Annotated in this window: 13 protein-coding genes; 4 read left to right on the forward strand and 9 right to left on the reverse strand. The window is 42.8% G+C overall.

The window, feature by feature from the left end:
• The first annotated feature begins 116 nt into the window (after nt 1-116).
• The 3 genes from MTF64_RS09520 (at nt 117) to MTF64_RS09530 (ending at nt 4,342) form a co-directional block, all read left to right on the forward strand.
• Nucleotides 117-2,000: an AMP-binding protein gene (locus MTF64_RS09520; protein ID WP_248451225.1), complete on the forward strand. Its 1,884-nt coding sequence runs from the start codon at nt 117-119 to the stop codon at nt 1,998-2,000.
• Between the two features lie 429 nt (nt 2,001-2,429).
• On the forward strand, nt 2,430-3,287 hold the full coding sequence (locus tag MTF64_RS09525; protein WP_248451226.1) for an MBL fold metallo-hydrolase: 858 nt from the start codon (nt 2,430-2,432) through the stop codon (nt 3,285-3,287).
• A 107-nt stretch (nt 3,288-3,394) separates the two neighbouring features.
• Nucleotides 3,395-4,342, forward strand: a complete 948-nt coding sequence (locus tag MTF64_RS09530) for an alpha/beta fold hydrolase (RefSeq protein ID WP_248451227.1) — start codon at nt 3,395-3,397, stop codon at nt 4,340-4,342.
• A gap of 204 nt (nt 4,343-4,546) precedes the next feature.
• On the opposite strand, the gene MTF64_RS09535 is transcribed toward MTF64_RS09530, so the two are convergent.
• The 9 genes from MTF64_RS09535 to MTF64_RS09575 all read right to left on the reverse strand — a co-directional run bounded on the left by MTF64_RS09535 (nt 4,547) and on the right by MTF64_RS09575 (nt 15,439).
• Nucleotides 4,547-4,891 carry a PDZ domain-containing protein gene (locus MTF64_RS09535; protein ID WP_024033228.1) on the reverse strand — a complete coding sequence of 115 codons (345 nt, stop codon included), beginning with the start codon at nt 4,889-4,891 and terminating at the stop codon, nt 4,547-4,549.
• Nucleotides 4,892-4,968: 77 nt separating this feature from the next.
• Nucleotides 4,969-5,427 (reverse strand): hypothetical protein, encoded by a 459-nt coding sequence (locus MTF64_RS09540; protein ID WP_248451228.1) that lies wholly within the window; start codon nt 5,425-5,427, stop codon nt 4,969-4,971.
• A gap of 209 nt (nt 5,428-5,636) precedes the next feature.
• Entirely contained in the window at nt 5,637-6,923 is a 1,287-nt protein-coding gene (locus MTF64_RS09545; protein ID WP_248451229.1) for a HAMP domain-containing sensor histidine kinase, read from the reverse strand.
• Entirely contained in the window at nt 6,920-7,603 is a 684-nt protein-coding gene (locus MTF64_RS09550; protein ID WP_029772931.1) for a response regulator transcription factor, read from the reverse strand. Before MTF64_RS09550 ends, MTF64_RS09545 begins: the two co-directional genes overlap by 4 nt.
• A complete protein-coding gene (locus tag MTF64_RS09555; RefSeq protein ID WP_248451230.1) occupies nt 7,581-10,787 on the reverse strand; it encodes an efflux RND transporter permease subunit in 3,207 nt (1,068 codons plus the stop codon). Before MTF64_RS09555 ends, MTF64_RS09550 begins: the two co-directional genes overlap by 23 nt.
• Entirely contained in the window at nt 10,787-11,932 is a 1,146-nt protein-coding gene (locus tag MTF64_RS09560; protein WP_248451231.1) for an efflux RND transporter periplasmic adaptor subunit, read from the reverse strand. The genes MTF64_RS09555 and MTF64_RS09560 overlap by 1 nt, the downstream gene beginning before the upstream one ends.
• Nucleotides 11,929-13,290, reverse strand: coding sequence for a TolC family protein (locus MTF64_RS09565; protein WP_248451232.1), 1,362 nt, complete (start codon nt 13,288-13,290; stop codon nt 11,929-11,931). Before MTF64_RS09565 ends, MTF64_RS09560 begins: the two co-directional genes overlap by 4 nt.
• Nucleotides 13,291-13,406: 116 nt before the next feature.
• Complete coding sequence (locus tag MTF64_RS09570) at nt 13,407-13,934, reverse strand: acyloxyacyl hydrolase (RefSeq protein ID WP_024033246.1); 528 nt, start codon at nt 13,932-13,934, stop codon at nt 13,407-13,409.
• 167 nt (nt 13,935-14,101) lie between these two features.
• Nucleotides 14,102-15,439, reverse strand: a complete 1,338-nt coding sequence (locus tag MTF64_RS09575) for an MATE family efflux transporter (protein ID WP_248451233.1) — start codon at nt 15,437-15,439, stop codon at nt 14,102-14,104.
• A 172-nt stretch (nt 15,440-15,611) separates the two neighbouring features.
• Between MTF64_RS09575 and MTF64_RS09580 the strand changes: the two genes are divergently transcribed.
• Nucleotides 15,612-16,508 (forward strand): LysR family transcriptional regulator, encoded by an 897-nt coding sequence (locus MTF64_RS09580; protein ID WP_024033248.1) that lies wholly within the window; start codon nt 15,612-15,614, stop codon nt 16,506-16,508.
• Nucleotides 16,509-16,627: the final 119 nt, after the last annotated feature.

A 16,627-nucleotide genomic window follows, 5' to 3' on the forward strand; every position in this document is an offset into this window, starting at 1 on the left:
TTTAAAACCCAACGTGTTGTTTAACTTTTAGCCGACCATAGTCGAATACCTATCGGTTAAAAAAAAGCCTACCTTTTGTAAGGTCTCTCACACACATTTAGTATTAGGAGCCCATTATGTTAGGCCCATATAAACAACAATACGAAAGCTTTAAACAAAACCCAGCACAATTTTGGCTTGAGCAAGCAAAGCGCCTACCTTGGTATAAAAATCCTGAACACGCCTACACACAAGACACTGACGGCCTTTACCATTGGTTTGATGATGGCCAACTAAACACCAGTTTTTTAGCGCTCGACCAACACGTTATTGCCGGTTTTGGCGAGCAAACCGCGCTTATTTACGACTCCCCCGTTACCAACACGCAGCAGAAGTATAGCTACTACCAGTTACAGCAAGAGGTAGCTAAATTTGCCGGTGTAATGCAATCGTTAGGCGTTAGTAAAGGCGACCGCGTTGTTATTTATATGCCCATGATCCCCCAAGCTGTAATAGGCATGCTGGCCTGCGCCAGATTAGGCGCTATACACTCTGTGGTATTTGGTGGCTTTGCAGCGCATGAACTCGCCGTACGTATAGACGATGCTAAACCTAAACTCATACTGAGCGCTTCGTGCGGTGTAGAGGTAGATAGCGTAATAGAATATAAACCGCTGATTGATCACGCCATAGATCTTGCCAATCATAAAATAGATCACTGCGTTATTTACCAGCGCGAACAAGTAGCTGCCACGCTTATCCCCTCAAGAGATATTAACTGGGATGAGGCAATGCAAACAGCCACTGCAGTAGAGCCAGTACCTGTAAGTGGGCGTGATCCTCTTTATATTTTATATACCTCAGGCACCACAGGCACGCCTAAAGGCGTAGTACGTGAAAACGGCGGCCATGGTGTTGCTATGCACTACAGCATGGAAACCGTTTACGGCATGCAGCCCGGCGAGGTGTTTTGGGCTGCCTCAGATATAGGCTGGGTCGTTGGGCACTCCTACATAGTGTATGCCCCGCTAATTTATCGCTGTACAACAGTATTATTTGAAGGCAAACCAGTTCGCACACCTGATGCCAGTGCATTTTGGCGAGTAGTAGAGCAGTACCAAGTAAATGCATTATTTACAGCGCCCACTGCGTTTAGAGCCATCAAAAAAGAAGACCCAAATGCAGAGGGCTTTAAGCAGTACAACACCAGTAGTTTAAAACGACTATTTTTAGCTGGCGAGCGGCTCGACCCGCCAACGTACAACTGGCTAAAAGAAAAAACCAACCTGCCAATACTCGATCACTGGTGGCAAACAGAAACCGGCTGGGCCATTGCCTGTAACCCCGTAGGCATAGAAGAATTAGTAACAAAACCAGGTAGCTCCACCGTGCCAACCCCTGGGTTTGATGTGCAAATATTAAATATTCAAGGCGAGCAATGCGCACCAAACGAGCAAGGCGTGGTGGCTATAAAATTGCCGCTGCCGCCAGGTTGCTTACCCACCATTTGGCAAAACACAGCGCGCTTTAAAACCGGTTATTTAACTCAGTACCCGGGGTATTATCTTTCCGGCGATGGTGGTTACATAGATGACGATGGTTACCTATTTATAATGGGCCGCACAGACGATGTTATAAACGTAGCAGGCCATAGGCTTTCAACCGGCGAAATGGAAGAAATAGTCGCATCCCACCCAGCCGTTGCAGAGTGCGCGGTGTTTGGGGTTACCGATACACTAAAAGGCCAATTACCGATGGCCATGATCGTACTTAAAAACGACTTTACCGGCTCCCCTACCGATGTAGAGCAAGAGCTTGTGCAAACAGTACGCAACCAAATAGGCGCTATAGCGTGCCTTAAAACGATAGTAAGCGTAGAGCGTTTACCAAAAACTCGTTCAGGTAAAATACTACGCAAAAATTTACGTCAACTGGTCGATGGCGACGAACTACAAATTCCTTCAACCATAGACGACGCCGGTATTTTTGAAGAAATAAACCAGCAGCTCACCCTGCGTTAAATCCAACCTAACAAAGCCATTTTATATTTAAAATAAAATGGCTTTTACTTTGACTGAAATTTTATACTCATTAGCACTTTCTTACTTAATGCTAGGGTCTGTTGATCTTTTAAGGTTAAATTTGCAGCTGTCTGTTTGGTATTTAGGCAAGGCAGAGCCTATATAGTGTGGTTGTTCCCCACAAATAGGCGATAACGTAGCATTAATGCCAAACAGGCGCTGCCCAAAAGGTTCTTCCTAGGGGCTATTTACTCTTTGTTGCCTACATGGATGTAGGTAAAGGGCGTGAGCAGGACGCGGAAGCTTTGCTCGGCTTTTACTTAGCCCACTAGGTTACAAACCTCGCGCCGCGATTAAATAGCCCCTAGTTTGAACAAATTTTAATCCGCAAAGGTCAACAGACCCTTAGAACATTAAACAGGATTGTGCATGCTTCGCTTAATACAAACACTACTTGCCACCAGCCTACTATTTACAGGTTTTATGGCGCAAAGTTACGAAATTGAAGATTTAGGCGATGGCCTCCACCGCTTTATTGACGACAGACACCGCTCGGTATTTTTAATCACCCCACAAGGTGCAATAGTTACCGACCCACTTAATAAAAAAGCTGCCACGTGGTTAAAGGAGCAAATTAAAACCCGCTTTAACGTACCCGTTAAATACGTTGTATACAGCCATAATCACAGCGACCATATTTACGGCGCAGAGGTATTTAAAAGCCCGTACACAACCTTTGTTGCGCACAAACTTACCGCGCAAGATATTAAAAACACGAAAATAAAAACGGTTATACCTAACCTTACTTTTGATGATGAACTAATACTTAGCCTTGGCGGCTCAACCTTAAAACTTAACTACCACGGCCCTAACGATGGCCGAGGCTCGGTAAGTATGCTGTTCGAAAAGCAAAAAACATTATTTGTAGTCGATTGGATAGTCATTGGCAGAATGCCATGGCAAAAACTATGGAGCTACGATATTCAAGGTATGATTAATTCAACCCAAGCGGTATTAAAATACGACTTTAATACCTTTGTGGGCGGCCATGCCGATATGGGTAATAAAGCTGATGTTGCACGTTATTTAAGTTATATAGAGAAGCTTTACAGCCAAGTAACCGCAGGCGCGCTTGCAGGGCAAAGCCTAGAGCAAATAAAACAAAACGTTAAGCTCGTTGAATTTTCAGATTTAAAGCAATACAAAGCATGGTTGCCACTTAATATTGAAGGCGTATACGAGCGCCTTATGGAAGAGTCGGGCATGGGCTGGCGCAGCGATTTATAAATTGTATGCGTGTGCATTTGTAGCTTAAATGCAAGTGCATACGTATTCACATTGAATTAACAATGCAAGCTTGTGATAGTGCACTTTTTGTATGCTAAGGTGCCACCATGAAATTAGTTGCTTTACTGTTTAGCTTATCAATATTTGTAGTGCATACCTGCTATGCAAACACGCCCACCGTGCAAGTAAGCAAGGGCCACATTGAGGTGATCGACAATATAGAATCACAGTTTGTAAAAAACCGTTTTTTAAATGTATGGCTACCGCCAGGTTACAACAAAAACACCACCTACGATGTACTTTACATGCACGATGGCCGCATGCTGTTTGATGCCAATAGCACATGGAACAAGCAAGAATGGCGCGTAGATGAAGTAGCCGGCTCATTAATAGAGCAAGGCAAAGTACGCCCATTTATTGTGGTAGGTATTCCAAACGCCGTAGAAAACCGCCACAGCGAATACTACCCACAACAACCGTTTGAGGCCTTGAGCAAACAAAAGCAAAACGCCCTATACCAGTTAGAAAAATACCCAGGCCACAAATTATTTGCCTCTAAGGTGTACTCAGACAACTACTCACGCTTTTTAGTTAAAGAAGTTATTCCTTATATAGAGTCTAACTACAACGTAAATAAAGGCGCGCAGCACCGCTATATTGGTGGCTCTAGCATGGGTGGGCTTATATCGTGGTACACACTACTTAATTACCCTAACGAATTTGCAGGCGCTATTTGTATGTCGACCCACTGGCCAGGTATTTTTAGCCACGACGACGAAGTATTTGCCGAGTTTAAAAATTACATTGCCAACAACATCGAAAAGCTGAGTAACCAAAAAGTGTATTTTGATTATGGCGACAGCACTTTAGATGCCATGTACCCTAAGCTACAAGCGCAAATTGATGATTTATTTATGGCGCAACAATACCCAGCAAAGCTATGGCAAAGCCAGTACTTCCCGGGTGAAGATCACACCGAAAACGCATGGGCAAAGCGCCTACACATTCCCCTTGAGTTTATGTTTAGAAAAACCAAGCAAGCTGCCCCCGAATAATCATTTATACCAATCTGCTTGATTAAGTGATCTATTTTGAGGATGGGTATTATAAATAATACGCCCTATCAGTAATCACAAAAAAGCGGCTTAACGTTCATTGCGTTAAGCCACTTTTTTAATAGACTTTTAAACCGTTTAAAAACGTAGGTCGGATAAGCGCTGCGCCATCCGACAATTAACGGCGCTTAAAGCTCATTAGTCTTACCAAGCATTCATAGGAACCTCTAAAGGAACTTGGCTACCATCCTCATTTTCTAAAACTAACTGTAAAATGTCCCCTGACTCCTTTCGCATTAATTTTTTTGCTTTACTGGCAGGGCAGCCCGGAATTTTACAGCCTTCTATAGAAATAATTTTTTGCCCTGCAACAATCCCTGCTTTTTCAGCGGGTGAATTAGGCTTTACGTTTTCAATAATAAATGACATTACTTTTGGGCTAAAAAAGCCATCCGCCCCAACGTTCCCTACAACTCCAAGCTTCACTTCTTCTGCCGCCAAGGCATTAAAAGAAATAATTGATATTAAAATAATTATAATTTTGAACATAAAAATAAACACTCCATGTTATCTAACACTAAATATGTTGGTATCGTTTTTTGTATTGTTTGCTAAATATATGACTATTAATCATTCTCTGGGTCGCCGCGTTTGTTATATCGCTCTTTGAATGACTCATAGTCTTCGCTTTCAAGTAATAAAACATTTTGTAAAGTATAACTAGCCGCACCATATGTAAAATCAGCTGAAACAGAAACACTTTCCCCTATTTCAAAATCAGAACGATTAAACCCGCTAATTTCAGACTTGTTTATAGCAGCACACAACGAAGCTAACTTCTTTGGACCACTATTAATACTTATGCATAACTCAGATATTGGTTGGCCTTGCTGATCAACTTCGGGATACATTAGTATTATCCAGCTATCGTCCAAATTTTCACTATTTCCATCAACTAGTCGATGAATGTGTAATTTTTTTGCTTCATCTGAGCTCAGTACATTTTCAGAAATAACAAGCGATGTGTTTTCAGCACTACATACCCAAAATGGGCAAAGTAATATAAAAACTAAAAGTATCTGCATACATTTCCTAAAATAAAACATTCAATAATCGCAACTAGTTTGTACTGGATTGCCCTGATTACTATAGAGCAATTTCCCATTCCCAGTTTCACACTCCACTATCGCATACTATTCAATCAAATGTTTAATTTCACATAAAAAACCGCGCTAACACTTTATAAAAAGCCTTAGCGCGGTTATTAATACTTGAAACCTAATTAACCTAATAACTAACTAAAATCGACCACCACTTCATAGCGCCCTGGCATGTCGTTTACATCGTAAATCCAGCCGTGGCGTTTTATTATTTTTTCGCTTAATTGCAGGCCTAGTCCGTACCCTATGCTGGCGTGTTTTGCTGAAGGCGAGCTCGCTTTAGGGGCATAGTCTTGCTTACTACAATTAACAATAGTGACTTTACCGCCTTGCTGCGTAATGTGTACTTGGCCAAATTGGGTATGTTGGTAGGCATTACGAATTAAATTAGTCAGTACAATGTGGCACGCAGTAGCATCGGTGGTAATAACGCTCTCTTGCTGGGTGTTTAAAACCACCTCAACGTGCTTAGCATTAAGCAGGTAATTAAGCTCATTACTCAGGGTCGTTATTTTATCACTAAGGTTTACAGGTTCTGGACTACTTTGCTGCTCTTCGTTACGGCTTAGCCATAATAACGTATCGGTTAAATCGCTCATGGTTAAACCGGCACGCTCTATACGCTCAAGTGTAAGCTGTTGTTTATCACTTAACGGGGCTTTTTCGCTCAGCCGATTGAGTAACTCAACGTTACTGCGAATAACCGAAATTGGCGTACGCAGCTCGTGGCTGGCATAGCTTAAAAAGCGCTGCTCACGCTCTACGCTTTCATTCGCCGAAAGCAAGCTGCTGCGTATTAATGTGGCTAAAGTGTTTAGTTCGTTATATGTAAAATCGGGCGGTGTTTGCTGCAGATTAGTTTGGTTTAACGATTTAGCCCAGCCCCTTAACGACTCCACTGGCTTGGCTATTTTTTTCATTACCATAAACAAAAAAAACGCAAATAACACAATGGCAGCAATGCCTGTAATGGCAATCCATAGCATGCGTTGTTCGGGCTCTATATTAGCGAGTAATTGGGGTTTGTCTTTTTCGAGCATAATGCGCGATATATAACGCGGCTCGCTTTCGGGGCTTGGATAATACACCACAAAAAATAAATTTTGTGGCATAGAAAACATCGATGGCCTGTCTTTTGTTTTATGTAAAAACCCCACCTCTGTTGGTTTTTTAAAACGCTGCTGAATTGACGCAGGCATGTCTTCCCAGCGGCTTGCTATATTAAAGCCCACCAGCTCTTTTGTTTCCCCAGGCTTTACTTCTGTGGTTTGCGAAAGCTTTAACATAACCCCGTTTAAGCCTTTATCTAGCCCATCAATAAAGTAATTTACACTTAAAAACGAAAAGCCAATGGCCATAGCAGAGCTAAGCACCACCATACTGGCAAAAAAGTAGAGCCTTAAGCTAGGCCTTATTTTCATTGTGGTTGCCCTTCATTTGCTGTTATTGCAAAGCCCACACTAGGAATGGTCTCAAGTGTAACTTGGTGTGTGGTGGCTTCTAATTGCTTGCGCAAATGATGCACATGCACTTTTAAACTGTTGCTGTCGGGCTGCTCTTCGCCCCATATAGCTTGCATAATGCTACTGCGCGTAACAGGCTGCGGCGCATGGCGTACTAAGGTTTCTAGCAATTTAAATGCAATGGGCGATAACTTTAATGTTTGCCCCTCTACATCGGCACTGCGCTTTGCTAAATCTAAATTTAAATTAGCTAAGGTGAGGCGTTTTGCCTCACCACTTTTGCGCTTTGCCAGCACTTGTACCCGCGCTACTAGCTCTTTCATAGCGAAGGGTTTTACTAAATAGTCGTCGCTACCGGCGGCAAAGCCCTCTAGTTTGTTATCGAGGCTATCGCGTGCGGTCAACATTAATACCGGAATATCTTTACCTTGTTCACGCAATGTTTTGCACATTGTTAAGCCGTCCATTTTGGGCATGTTTACATCTAAAATAATCATTTGATAATCATTAATTTGCAGTAAATTTAAGCCCAAAACGCCGTTGCTTGCATGGTCACACTCAATGTCTTCTATATCGAGGTAATCAACAATTGTTGTTGCTAGGTCTATGTCGTCTTCAACCAGTAGTACGTTTATCATTAGAGGTAGCTCCTTGGGTGCGTTTACCACTTAAAAAGTCTAACACATTGGCAAGTAAGCGCTTAATGTCTATTTGAATCATTAATAATGCCGGAATAAGGATTAATGTAATAACCGTGGCAAACAAAATACCATAACCAAGTGATGCTGCAGCAGGAATTAAAAACTGTGCCTGCATTGAGGTTTCGCTTAATAACGGCACTAAGCCCGCATAGGTGGTAATTGAGGTAAGCATTACCGCGCGCAGGCGGCTTGTACACGACTCTACAATGGCATCGTGCGTGCTCATGCCTTCATCTTTTACCAGCTCGTTAAAGCGCGATACCAATAATAGGCTGTCGTTTACAACCACCCCACTGAGCGCCAAAATACCATTTAAAGAAAGTATGCTGATGGTTAAGTCGTTCCACCAATGGCCTAAAATAGCGCCCACAATACCAAAGGGAATCGCCACCATAATCAACATAGGTTGAATGTACGATTTAAGCGGAATCGCCAGCAATACGTAAATAACTAATAACGCGGCTATAAACATAGTGGCCATTGAGCCTGTTGTTTCGTCTTGCTCTTCGGCTTCTCCGGCAAAGTGAATACTTAAGTTAGGAAATTGCGCGTTAAGCTCAGGTACTAAGTCGCGGCTTAAGTTAGCAACTAATTCGTTAGATGCCACAATGTTTTTATCTACTTGTGCGCTTAAGTAAATTGCACGTAGGCCATCAATGCGGGTTATTTCATCTTGCTGATATTCGCTACTTATATTGGCTACGTTAACCAAAGGTACTACGGTGCCATCGGGTAATCTAATACGCGATTGCATTATATCGGCTGGTGTTTTACGGGCGTTTTCTGGGTAACGCACACGTACTTTTACTTCGTCTTTATCGCGCTGGTAACGCTGTACAATTGCTCCACCAAAAGCTTGTAATACTTGCTCTGATAGGCTCGCCGTATCGATACCTAAAGCGCGCCCTTGTGCATTTAAGGTAAATTTAAGCTGTGGCTGACCTGGGTTTAAATTATCGTCTATGCCATTAACACCAGCAGTATTTTGTAAGCGCTCTTTAAACAGTGCGCCTGCGGCCATTACGGTTTCGTCATCCCAGGCTTTTAGCTCCACTTTAAAGTTATCGACCATTTTACGTGTAGCCAATACTTGTAGCTTTTTACTGCCCTCTGGCATACCGGCAAGGCGCTGCCATTCTTGTGCAAATTCGCTTGCAGTAAAGTCGCCCTCGTTTAATAGCTCAACACTTACCGTACCGCTAGTATCGCTACTGCTCACTAATTGTAAGCTCGTTATTTCGCTCTCTTGCGAGTCAAACTTATCCATTAAATTTTGCTGGGCTTGTAGTGCACTTTGCTCAAGCGCTAACAAGTTTTTATTAGTTTGCCCATACGCTGCATCGTTTTGCATAACAAGCTCAGCGGTTACGGTATCGCCGGCAATACTTGGGAAAAAACCTACTTTTACTGCACCGGTCATAGGCATACCAACAACCAGAATAAAAAAGGCCACAAATGCAGCAACAATGGCGTATCTAAATCGTAACGAGTATTCAATAACGCGGCGGTACACTTTATCGCTAAACCAAGTTAGACCGCTGTCGGCGCCATGCTGCACCTTTGACCACAAGCCACTAAGACCCGACTTTAACTGGCGTTTAGTGCTTACGTGGGCTAAATGCGACGGTAAAATAAGTTTTGATTCAACAACCGAAAGCAGTAAACAAATCGTCACTACGGTCGCAAACTGTGAGTAAATTTTACCTAAGTTGCCAGATACATTCGAAAGCGCAACAAACGCCGCTACCGTGGTTAATACCCCAAATATGGTGGGTACAGCCACCTTCATGGTGCCTAAAATCGTGTTATTAAGGGTGTCGCCGTGTTTTGTGCGAGTGGTGTAAATACTCTCCCCCACAACCACGGCATCGTCGACCACGATCCCCAACGCCATAATAAAACCAAAGGTGGTCATTTCATTTATGGTCAGCGCGGTGTAGCTGTCGGTCATAAAGTACAGTGTGCCAAAAAATACAAATGGCAAGCCACCTGCAACCCATAGCGCAACGCGTACATTTAAAAATATCGCTAAAATAACAAACACCATAATAATACCGGTTACGGCATTTTTAGTAAGCAGCGATAGGCGCTCGGTGATCATGGTGCTTTTGTCGTGCCAGCTTTCAAGCTCTACATTTTGCGGTAATAAGCCGCGCTCGTGCCATGTATCAATTACGCTTTGTGCTTGCTCAACTATGGTGGTTATATCGCTATTTTCATCCATTAAAATTTCAATGCCTACGGCATTTTGTTGGTTATAACGACTTAGTGAGTTGGTATCTTCTGCGAATGTGTCGGTAACGGTTGCTACATCACCTAACTTAATTTGTGTGCCTGATTGCGTTGTAAGTAACACAATATTGGCAAAGTCGCGCTGCCAGTAAGCTTGGTCTGCCGCTTTTAGGCGCATAATTTTATTGCTATCTCGCAAGCTAGTAGAAAGCGGGCTCGATGATTCGTTGTTAATCACCTCGCTTACATCGCTAATAGTTAAACCGTAGGCTTGTAGTTTACCTTCGTCGAATTCTACCGACATCATAGGGTCAAGCACGCCCGATTGCTCTACATCGCTAATGCCCGATTTAGCTAATAAATCGGCTTTTAGTTTTTCACCTAGGTTTTGCAACGTATGGCGGTCGGCATCACCAAACAATTGTAAGGTTAATGCGTGATCTTGCCTGCGCGCTTTGTCGATCACCGGCTCTTCGGCATCTGTCGGAAAGTTATTTATGGCATCAACTTGGTTTTTAACATCGGTGAGTAGCTCATCAAGCGAGTAATCGGTTTTTTTCTCAATGCTTACATGACTGCCGCTGGCATCGGATGTAGAGGTAATGCGCTTAATACCCGGTACGGTTTCAAGGGCTTCTTCTACTTTTAGGGCGATGCCTTCTTCTGCTTGTAAGGCATCGCCACTGTCGTAAACCACCGATACCGAAATAGTATCTGGCTCAAGGCTTGGAAACGCCTCTTTACGCAAAGTAGAAAGCGACATTATCCCCATTACTATTACGCTAATGAGTAATAAATTGGCGGCCACTGAGTTATTAGCAAACCAGCTAATAATGCCGTGCAAAGGGTTAGTATTATTAGGTAATTGCGGTGCTTGATGCGGGCTCATTATGGCATCTCCTCAACAATTGGGTTTACTAACATATCGTTTAAGTAGCTTACGAGTGGGCGAGCCACCACACGTAAATTAGTGTGTCCTTCAATAGGAGAGATATAAACGTAATCACCGCGCTCAAATAGTTTTTGCGCTTGAATGCTCATTAACGTGTTTTGATCGTTTACGTACCAAATTAAGCCCTCTTGCGATACTGCTGAGGCGGGTAATTTAATTACGTTGTTAAGCGCTTTACCGGCAATTTGTACCGCTAAAAATGTACCTGGTAACAATGGTGTTGCTTGCTCAAAAGGTTTGTCTAGCGCAACCACTACGCTGCGCTGGCGAGAGCTATCATCAAGATGCTGCTCAAAACGAGCAATGTAACCTTGCCACTGATTCTGTGTTGTTACATCACTTAAAATAACCTCGCCCGACTTATCGCTTGCTAGGTTTTGCCATTGGCTTAATGAAAGCGGTACGCTAATTTCTACTTTGTCGGTGCTGTTTAATGTAGCCAGTGTATCGCCAATGCTTACGTAAGTGCCTAAATCTACATCGCGCGATAAAATAACAGCATCAAACGGCGCACTTATATGGGTGTTTTTTTCATCACGCTGCGCAGTTTGGAGTGCGTATTGGGCGTTATCGGCCGTTGCTTGGGCGGCTTCTAGCTGTAGCGTTCTAAATACTAAAGGCGAGCTTGGCGCTTGCGTTACACCCGAGCGCTGCCATTCACGCTTTGCTTGGTTTCCTAAGTCTTGCTCTTCTTGTAGGGCAAGTTTGGCATCTGCTAATGTGGCTTTAGCGCTCGCGACTGCTTGTAAGTATTCGGTGTTATCTATTTGTGCAAGCACTTGGCCCTTTTTAACTACATTACCGGTAGCAAATTGCTCGCTCATATTCGTTATTTCGCCCTTAACTTGTGCTTTTAAGCTAAGTGCCCAGTGTGCTTTAGCCTCACCGTGGCCGCTAACATAGGCTTGATACGTACTTGGCACAGCGTTAATAACCGATACATTGGGTGCCACAGATTTAGCCGGCTCAGGCTTTGGGCCATTTGCTTGCTGCGCCATTTTTTGGCCGTTATATGAAATAGCAAGCCCTATACAAACAATGGCAACAAGAGTTACAACAACAGGTACTGGCGAAATTTTCATGACGATACTCCAAGGCCCAAGGCAAGGCCTAAATCTATACGGTTAGTTAAAAGGGTGTAATTTATTTGGCTAAGCTGAGCTTGTAGGTCGTACACCTGCTGCTGCACGGTTAGTAAGTCTAAAATATCAACCAAACCTTGCTGGTATTTGCTTTGGTAGTTGCTATAACTGCGCTTAGCACTGGCAAGTGCTTTACTAATTTGTAGCTGCTGCTGTGTTAATGATTGCTCTTGGCCTAGTGCGTTTTCTACTTCGTTTACGGCGCTAAGTAGCGTGTCTTGGTATTCCCAAAACGCTTGTTCGGCATTTAATTTTGCAATATCAACTTGCGCACGAAGTGCCCCGCCTTGAAACAACGGCGCACTTAAACTGCCTAGTAAGTTCCATACTGGGCTGGTTAATAATGCTTGGCTGGGTGTAGTTGCTAAATCGCTAAGCGATGCCGAAAGCGTAATGCTTGGCAGTAAATCTTTGTAAGCTACATCCACTAAATAACGTTTAGATTGAATATTGTAATAGGCACTTTGTAAATCGGGGCGACGCGCTAAATCTTGCTCTGGTAGCGCGCTTAGCGGCTCAATTACCTCAGGTAAAACAGAGGTGGTAGGTAAGTTTTCAAGTTTATCAACGCCCACTAATAATACTAAAGCACGTTTAGCTTGCGCTATTTGCTCTTGGTAATCGGCAATAGTGGCTCGAGTTGAAGCGGTATTTGTACGCGCGGTATCAAGGGCTTCTAAATCACCTAAGCCGTATTGGTAACGCTCAACAATACTTTGCTCGTTATTTTCTAAAACCGTTAAGCGCTGCTGCTCTATGTTAAGTAAATCTTGCTGCAAAATAATGTTTAAATACGTGCGCATCACGCTGGCTACTAAGGTGTCTTTAGCGCCTTGGTAAGTGGCCTGATTACTAGCTATGGTCATGTCTTGCGCGGCTACGTTATCAGCAATTTTTTGCCATACGTCGGCCTCCCAGCTAACCCCTAGTGATGAGCTGTACTGCGTGCCAGTTGTTTCGTTGCGCTGAGCGTCAAAATCGGCATCTACACTAAACCACTGGCTTGCTGCGGTAACATCGCGCTGTGCATAAGCAAGTTTTAGCGCCACATGCACCTGGTTAAATGAAGGATTATTTGCAACGGCTTGGTTAATAAGCGAATCAAGCCCCGCTATATTCACTAAATCAGTGATATAACTTACCTCGGTTGCATCATCTTGTGTGTATTGCCAATTTGCATGCTGCTTTAGCGATTGCTCGGTGCTATTACCTGTATAGCTTGGCTGGCTACTACACGCAGCAAGCGTGCAGCTAAGTGCAATCAATAAAACCGTTGAGCGCTTTTTAAAATAAACCATTTAACTGTGCCTAATTTACATCATTACACACAGTGTATTAGGGCAAGGGTTAAGGATGGGTTAAAAGGGGTTAACTAAAAACCTCAGTGAAGTATTTTTCACTGAGGTAGTAATATTTAAAGTGCGCGCGAGTAGCTTAGCGATATAAAATCGAGGCCTGGGTTGGGCTTTTTAATACCAGCGTTTGAATAATGAAAATACTTAAGTGACACGCTATGTTGCTCAGCCTCACCAAATTTCATAGCAATGCCTAGGCGGTCTTCAAACTGGTAATGTGTGCTTATGTTTTTTCCCGCAAATTTGGTGTCGTCTAATAAGCTTAAACCAATACCAAACTCGGCAAAAACGCGGTTCCCAGCAATACTGCCAATAGGATAAAAAATAACAGGCGAAAGCGATAAGCCTAAATTAGCGTCATAGCGTTTTGGGTCATCGTATTCAAAAAAGTTAGCATTGGCTTCTAGGTAAATCTCTAGCTCTTCAAAGCCTTCTATTTGATAATCTAAGGCATATTGATAAGCCACCTTAATCCCTCGCACGTCTCCTTCACCTTGAATATAGCTCATCGAAAAGTAATCTTGTGCAGCCGTTGCAGCGCCTGCGTATAGCGTTATAGCTATTAAAAACAATTTATAAAGTTTCATGTTATTCACCTCAAGCAGCTCTATTTTTATTGCAATTGCTTGACCTAAACACAGCAAATTTAGCTGCTCTAGATTAAGCAATGATTCAATGAGGTGCATACTAATTGCATTTAACTATTTTGATAATTGCAATTTAAGTGGAATAACTTTCTTCAATATATTGATAATTAAACAGTGATTGATCGCACGCTAACGTGTGTTGTTAACCGCTTATATTGCTGCTTAAAAAGCTGCCAACCCACAATACCCGACAAGGTATTTCCGCATGTCATACCGAAAAATAACCCTGTTAAACCGTAAAAATACGAGCCTAACCAAAGTAGTGGTAAGTAACACAAAAATAGCCGCAATATGGAGATAAATAAGGCCGTGGTCGCAAACCCCAGCGCGTTACATACCGATACCGTGATCATACATACACCCAAAGCCGCGTAGCTCAAGGGCACAAATGCAAAGTAATCTGTTAGGTTAGCAACTATTTCACTATTATTGCTAAGCGCATTTGCAAGCGGGTTAGCCACACCTAGCATAATAACCGCTAATAAAATTTGTATGCCAATTACAAAACCGCACGCAAGTTTTACTACGCTTAATATTTGCCTAAGCTCGCCCCGCCCTTTTAAATTTCCAACAATGGGGGGCAGCGCCATGGTAAGCGCTAAAATTAAAATAATCGCAATATATTCAATACGGTTTGCAAGCCCCCAAGCTGCTACAGCAAACCCACCATACGCGGCAATCAGCGCCGTTACTATCATGGCTGAAATAGGCGGAATAAACTGTGAAAGTAAAGCCGGCGCCATCATTTTTGCAATGGCTTTTATTGCCTGCTCGGTGCGGTTTTTTAAAACGTCAAAGGTTACAAGTTCTCGTTTAATAAGCATGTAAAACACCACTGCTAAGCCTATTGCAAAAGCAACACAGCTTGCCCATGCAGCACCCGCTAACCCCATATCAAAGGTAAACATAAACAATGGATCGAGCGCTATATTTAACACACTGGTTAGCACCATAATTCGCCCAGGCAATAAGGTTTCGTTATGAGCACGGCAAATGCTGTAACCAAAATAAAGCAGCGCTCCAAGCCAGCAGCTTATTAGCCAAGGCAACCAGTAAAGCTCGGTTAAATTAAATAATGAAGGCGTTGCACCCAGCACTAAAATTATAGGCTGCTGAAAAAGCCACAACGCCAAGCACAATAGCGTTACTATTACGGTGCCAATAAATACGATTAAACTACCTAAGTAGAGTGCGTAGTTAACTTTATTTTCCCCAAGTGCAGTAGAAATGGTCGCAGTTGCCGCAATACCTAAGCCTACTTGTACCCCCACAATTACCTGAAAAATAGCAATACTAAAGGCAACTACAGCGAGCGGCTCAGCGCCTAGCTTAGCAATAAAAATACTATCAACCAGCTGGCTTCCCATAATAGAAAACAAGCCAACCAACATAGGCCAAGTTTGCTTAAATAAATACTTTAAAAGTAATGATGTATTACGGCTCATAAGGCAGGCTCACTCTAAACTTAAAAATTTAAACGAGAAAAATACCGAAAAAAAAGGCGCTTATAGTAAGCGCCACAGGAAAAATCACAATGAATAAGCTGCTAGTATATTTACACAACTAAGTATTGATAATATAGTTGTTTAAATAATCAGTTTATTGAAAAATTTGATAATGAACATTGCCCATTTAAATCTGTTTGTCAGAATCGCAACAACACATAATATTAGCTTAGCTGGCAAGGAGTTAGGTTTGTCGGCCGCGGTTTCTAGTGCCCAAATGAATAAGCTTGAAGAAACGCTCGGCGTTAAACTTATTCATCGTACAACCCGAAAAGTATCGCTAACCGAAGAGGGCCAAGCTTTTTTACCCCACGCCGAGGAAGTGCTTGCCAATGTTGAAATGGCGCGCGCCTCGGTAGGTATAGGCAGTGTAACTCCACAAGGAAAATTGCGCATTACGGCTCCTGCTTCGTTCGGGCGTATGCATATTATTCCTGCATTGGCTGGATTTATTGAGCAATACCCCGACCTGACAATTGATTTACGCTTAAGCGATAGCATTATTGATATGGTCGGCGGTGGTTTTGATATAGCAATACGCGACGCCGCATTAAACGACTCAACCCTTATAGCCCGAAAGGTTGCCCGCGATAAACGCTTAATTTGCGCATCGCCTAATTACCTTGCAAAACACGGCGCCCCAACAACACCGCAAGATTTAAAAAATCATACTTGTGTTAATTTACATGGGTTAACTACGTGGTCGTTTATTACACCCGAGGGCACACAAAACATTAAAACCAATAACGTATTACAAGCCGATAACGGTGAAGCGGTGCGCGATGCGTGCGTGCAAGGCCTAGGTATTACGTTAATGTCGAGCTGGTGTGCCTATAAAAAACTACAAAGTGGTGAGCTGGTACAAATTTTACAAGACTACCCACTTGCATCCGACACCGCTATTTGGAGTGTTTACCCAAGTTCGCGTTTATTAGCGCCAAAAGTAAGGGCCTTTATAGACTACTTTAGCGGCTACTTTGGTGACGAACCCTACTGGGAAAAAATATAATTATTTAACTGTAAAATATAAAAGCACAAACCTAGGTTTGTGCTTTTTGCGTTTTAAACTTTAAGCTTTAAACTAAGGAGCTTTATTAGGTAAGCCTTGGGCAAGTAAAAACAGCAGCA

Source organism: Pseudoalteromonas sp. 2CM41L, assembly GCF_023161905.1.
GTDB lineage: Bacteria > Pseudomonadota > Gammaproteobacteria > Enterobacterales > Alteromonadaceae > Pseudoalteromonas > Pseudoalteromonas atlantica.

Excerpts from the sequence above, each read along its gene's own strand:
- MTF64_RS09575 (WP_248451233.1), bottom strand. The coding sequence starts at position 15,439 with ATGAGCCGTAATACATCATTACTTTTAAAGTATTTATTTAAGCAAACT.
- MTF64_RS09540 (WP_248451228.1), bottom strand. The coding sequence starts at position 5,427 with ATGCAGATACTTTTAGTTTTTATATTACTTTGCCCATTTTGGGTATGT.
- MTF64_RS09565 (WP_248451232.1), bottom strand. The coding sequence starts at position 13,290 with ATGGTTTATTTTAAAAAGCGCTCAACGGTTTTATTGATTGCACTTAGC.
- MTF64_RS09570 (WP_024033246.1), bottom strand. The coding sequence starts at position 13,934 with ATGAAACTTTATAAATTGTTTTTAATAGCTATAACGCTATACGCAGGC.
- MTF64_RS09560 (WP_248451231.1), bottom strand. The coding sequence starts at position 11,932 with ATGAAAATTTCGCCAGTACCTGTTGTTGTAACTCTTGTTGCCATTGTT.
- MTF64_RS09530 (WP_248451227.1), top strand. The coding sequence starts at position 3,395 with ATGAAATTAGTTGCTTTACTGTTTAGCTTATCAATATTTGTAGTGCAT.
- MTF64_RS09525 (WP_248451226.1), top strand. The coding sequence starts at position 2,430 with ATGCTTCGCTTAATACAAACACTACTTGCCACCAGCCTACTATTTACA.
- MTF64_RS09545 (WP_248451229.1), bottom strand. The coding sequence starts at position 6,923 with ATGAAAATAAGGCCTAGCTTAAGGCTCTACTTTTTTGCCAGTATGGTG.
- MTF64_RS09550 (WP_029772931.1), bottom strand. The coding sequence starts at position 7,603 with ATGATAAACGTACTACTGGTTGAAGACGACATAGACCTAGCAACAACA.
- MTF64_RS09520 (WP_248451225.1), top strand. The coding sequence starts at position 117 with ATGTTAGGCCCATATAAACAACAATACGAAAGCTTTAAACAAAACCCA.
- MTF64_RS09580 (WP_024033248.1), top strand. The coding sequence starts at position 15,612 with ATGAACATTGCCCATTTAAATCTGTTTGTCAGAATCGCAACAACACAT.
- MTF64_RS09535 (WP_024033228.1), bottom strand. The coding sequence starts at position 4,891 with ATGTTCAAAATTATAATTATTTTAATATCAATTATTTCTTTTAATGCC.
- MTF64_RS09555 (WP_248451230.1), bottom strand. The coding sequence starts at position 10,787 with ATGAGCCCGCATCAAGCACCGCAATTACCTAATAATACTAACCCTTTG.